The 3,987-nt window shown below is 39.6% G+C and carries 3 protein-coding genes; 1 reads left to right on the top strand and 2 read right to left on the bottom strand.

Annotated features, from left to right (window positions below):
• Positions 1-184 precede the first annotated feature (184 nt).
• Entirely contained in the window at positions 185-1,549 is a 1,365-nt protein-coding gene (locus AC3DU7_RS27545; protein WP_488042451.1) for a lipid-A-disaccharide synthase-related protein, read from the bottom strand.
• Positions 1,550-1,959: 410 nt separating this feature from the next.
• Between AC3DU7_RS27545 and AC3DU7_RS27540 the strand changes: the two genes are divergently transcribed.
• Positions 1,960-3,765 carry a serine/threonine protein kinase gene (locus tag AC3DU7_RS27540; protein WP_488042450.1) on the top strand — a complete coding sequence of 602 codons (1,806 nt, stop codon included), beginning with the start codon at positions 1,960-1,962 and terminating at the stop codon, positions 3,763-3,765.
• Here the strand turns inward: AC3DU7_RS27540 and AC3DU7_RS27535 are convergent.
• On the bottom strand, positions 3,749-3,987 hold a 239-nt coding region (locus AC3DU7_RS27535), incomplete at its 5' end, for a hypothetical protein (RefSeq protein WP_488042449.1). The genes AC3DU7_RS27540 and AC3DU7_RS27535 overlap by 17 nt on opposite strands.

The raw sequence follows: 3,987 nt of genomic DNA, 5'->3' as shown, positions 1-3,987 counted from the left end.
CTCCAAAGCTCATGCAATCATGTATGGGTAAGTTTGGGTAAGTTTAGTAGAACGGTTAATAACTGTTACCGAAAAATTGTGGTCTAAAGTCTCCCTTTTTAAACACATAAAACAAAGAGGCTTTAAACCTTCTTATTGCAGAGGTGCTGATAACTGATAACTGATAACTGATAACTGAAATGAACTACATCCAGTTCAACTCCATTAAAAAATTAGCAATTCTCTGAGCAGCACCCGGTTTACCCATTCTCTGAATTCCATTTTTAGCAATTAATTGTAGTCGCTTTGGATCGTTCAATAGAGACTTAACTGCATCTGCAACTTCTCTGGGGTGCTTGACCAAAGTTATAGAAATTCCTAAAAGACGACTTTGAGCTTCCGCAAAAGCAGATGTGAATTGAGGGCCATTGCCAGGAATAGCGATCGCTGGTTTCCCCAGACCAACAAATTGTTCCGTAGCAGTACCAGCCATAGCAATAGCTAAATTTCCCCGATGCAAAAATTCAGGAAAAGCTTGTCGATCTAAAATCAGACTAGCATTTTTATTCTGAGAAGTTAATTTGACAGGAAACTGAATATTTCCCTCTCCAAAAAAAAAGGTTGGTACAGGACGATCGACTGGCAGTTGTAAAATACTGTTTTGAGTATCAGTTCTCATTTCCCGTTCAGTCTGCCAATGATAAGACTGGAGCACTGTAATAAAAGGTTCTAAACTTAAGTTAGGGGCAATAGCTCCCAGAAACAAAAACTTTTGCTGTGGAAAATTTTCGAGCAACCCTACAACCGCTTGAATAATAATTTCCCAATTTGCATAAACTTCAGGAGAACGAGATCCAGGTAATAAAGTAATAGTCACTTGGCTCTGTATTCCTAGCATTTCTGTATCAGAGCTGTCTATTGACAGCAGAGATTTTTCCAACTCTACACCATCCATCATGGGGTTTCCCAGATAATAAGAGCGAATTGACTTTTTTCTGAGTATTTGTGCTGTTAGATCGTCTCTAGCAAGTACCGCTCTACACTTACTCCTACTCATTAACCAACATTCCCAAGGAAAGTAAACCGACTTTGACCAATGCTGAAAATTTTCTACCAAAGACTTGGAGGCAAGTTTCCCAGTGTCATCTCGGATCAAATATTCTGATTTAGCAGTTCCCAAAAAAGCGTAAGGTGCTCCACTCAACCAAGCAAATAATAAAGGTACAATATCGCCAACTGCAAAGATAACTACTTGATGACCTAATCTAATTTCGGAACTTACCCAATATTTTAATGCTTTAAGTTGAGTAAGGGTCATTTTTAATAAACCACCTTTGACATCTTGCCATAACTGTTGCCCATCCATATAGATAAACCCGCCAGAAGGCATTTTTTGTCGGGGACCAATAATTGAGAGGCGAGGTATTTTGGTATAAGCGTATCCTTCCCCAACTATAGGCAAGGCAGCAAGACTAGGAGGAAGAGGATATTTTTGTAGTTCTTGTACAATTTGAACTGCGATCGCATCTTCCCCATGACCATTACTAAGGCAAAGTATCTTCAAAGTCATAATTAAAATTAGGGAACAGGGAACAGGGAACAGGGAATAGGGAATAGGAAACACCGAAGCAATAAAATTCTCACCCTAATTCCTATAGTTCGTAATTGAAGCACTCTGAGAAGTAGTAGAAGTAGGATACTATTTAGCATATCTCAGGGCTTACGCAAATTAACCTTTAAAACGCCATATATAGAGGCAAATGCTGGCTAACAACGCCCTCACTCGATAACGGGCAAATATCAGGAACGGGAACGGGAACGGGCAAGATGCCCATTCCACAAGACCACAAAACTATTAAAATCATTCTGCATTTATGCAACGCCAAAACTTTAGTCAAAATGTTCCATGGAATGTCCCTACTACTAAAATGAAAACTGCTGTAATTCACCAAGATAAATAGAAATTGGGAAATAAAAAAGATGAATATATTAAGAAACTTACAAGAGGGTAAATATACATTAGAACAAGAATTAGGAAGGGGAGGTTTTGGTATTACTATCAAGGCTACTCATAATTATTTAGGACAACCTGTAGTTATTAAGACTTTGAATGAGTCTCTATGTCAACATCCTAACTTTGAGGAATTTCAAAGGAAGTTTCAGGATGAGGCAAGAAGACTCGCTTTGTGTGTCCACCCTAATATTGTCAGAGTCAGTGATTTTTTTGTGGAAAATGGTCAACCTTACATGGTGATGGACTATATTCCTGGTAAAACTTTAGCAGAAGTTGTATCTGGTGGACAACCTCTACCAGAGGCGATCGCCGTGCATTATATTCGTCAGGTAGGCAATGCTTTGATAGTAGTGCATCAAAATAACTTGCTTCACCGAGATGTTAAACCCCAAAATATTATGCTACGTCGGGATACTGAGGATGTCATCTTAATTGACTTTGGTATTGCGCGAGAATTTATTGCTGGTCAAACTCAGGTTCACACTAATTTGGTTTCTGATGGTTATGCCCCTCCAGAACAGTATTTTCTTCAAGGAAAACGTACCGCAGCAACAGATGTATATGGTTTAGCTGCGACTCTCTATACTTTATTAACAGCACGACTGCCAATACCAGCAATGAGCAGAGCGCAACAAAAAATGGCTACTCCGAGGGAGTTACAGCCTCAACTAAGTGGTACTGTTAATCAAGCAGTGCTAAAAGGTATGGCAATGGATATTCAACACCGACCTGCTACTGTGGAGGAATGGCTAAAACTGTTATCAAATTCTAGTACAACTGATTTACATTCAACTATCCAGGTTGTACCTCAACAGCATCCAGCTCATAATGTGGGAAAAGAAACAACTGCTACGACTGTAAATATTCCTCCTACACAAAGACCTACAGGAATATTAATGTGGGGTATACTTGGAGCGATCGCTACTTTAGTAGTAGGAACATTAGCAGCAATAGTGTTAAATTCTCAGCCCTCAGACACACCAACTATTGTTCAAACTCCTGCACCATCTCCCACAGTTAGGCCATCAGATATTGCTCAAACTCCTATATCAAAGCCAACTGCAACTCCTACACCATCTCCAGAGCCTAATGATCCGGAGCCATTGCCCAATTTTACTCCTACCCCATCACCATCTCCAACTCCTGTTCCTCCTCCTATAGTAAGACCAACCCCTACCCCTCCAGTAGAAAAACCTACACCCATACCACCTACGGTTGAGCCAACTCCAGCTCCAATTCCAACATTAACTCCAGCTCCAACTCCGGTTCAACCTCCCCAAGATTCAGTTCCTAATATACCTATAGAGTTAATATTGCCAGATAATATTCCTTCCGATCCTATTGATAATTCTACTATTAGGGATCGGTTGCCAATTATTCGTGGCTTACCTCCAGGTACATTGGAAAGTAAAGTAATAGAATTATTAGGAAAACCTACAAAAGTTAAAGAGGGTAGCTATTGGCCTAATACTAAGGTTGTTATTTATGATTTACTTCCTAATCAAATTACTTTAGGCTATATATATGATCGAGATTCTCGTCGCTTGCGACAAACTGAGTTGTCTGTTTCAACTGCACTACCTGAAAGAATGGTAAGAGTTGCTTTTACTAATATGTTGAATCTAAAAATTACTCCTGAGATTAAGGAAGGACTACAGGATGTACGAAACCGTAAAATTAATCGCTATGAGTTTAAAACAAGTAATCTCGAAGGTTTAATTGAGCGTAGTAGCGATGAGCGTATATACATTGGTGTCAGGGAAAATGATTGACATTAAGAGAGAGTAGGGGAGTAGAGAGTAGGGAGTAGGGGAGTAGGGAGTAGGGGAGATTGAAGTAATTATTAGACATCTGGTAAAAATCAAAAATAAAATCAATTATTATCCATATATCATCAATTATTCCCCCCTGTTCTCTTTTCCCTGTTCCCTGTTCCCTGTTCCCTATTCCCTGTTGCCTGTTGCCTGTTGCCTGTTGCCTGTTGCCTGTTGCCT

Source organism: Okeania sp. (genome assembly GCF_983059655.1).
This window is presented reverse-complemented; position numbering and strand designations above follow the sequence as displayed.

What these genes read in the sequence shown, in the direction of transcription:
- AC3DU7_RS27540 (WP_488042450.1), top strand. Translation starts at nt 1,960, where the DNA reads ATGAATATATTAAGAAACTTACAAGAGGGTAAATATACATTAGAACAA.
- AC3DU7_RS27545 (WP_488042451.1), bottom strand. Translation starts at nt 1,549, where the DNA reads ATGACTTTGAAGATACTTTGCCTTAGTAATGGTCATGGGGAAGATGCG.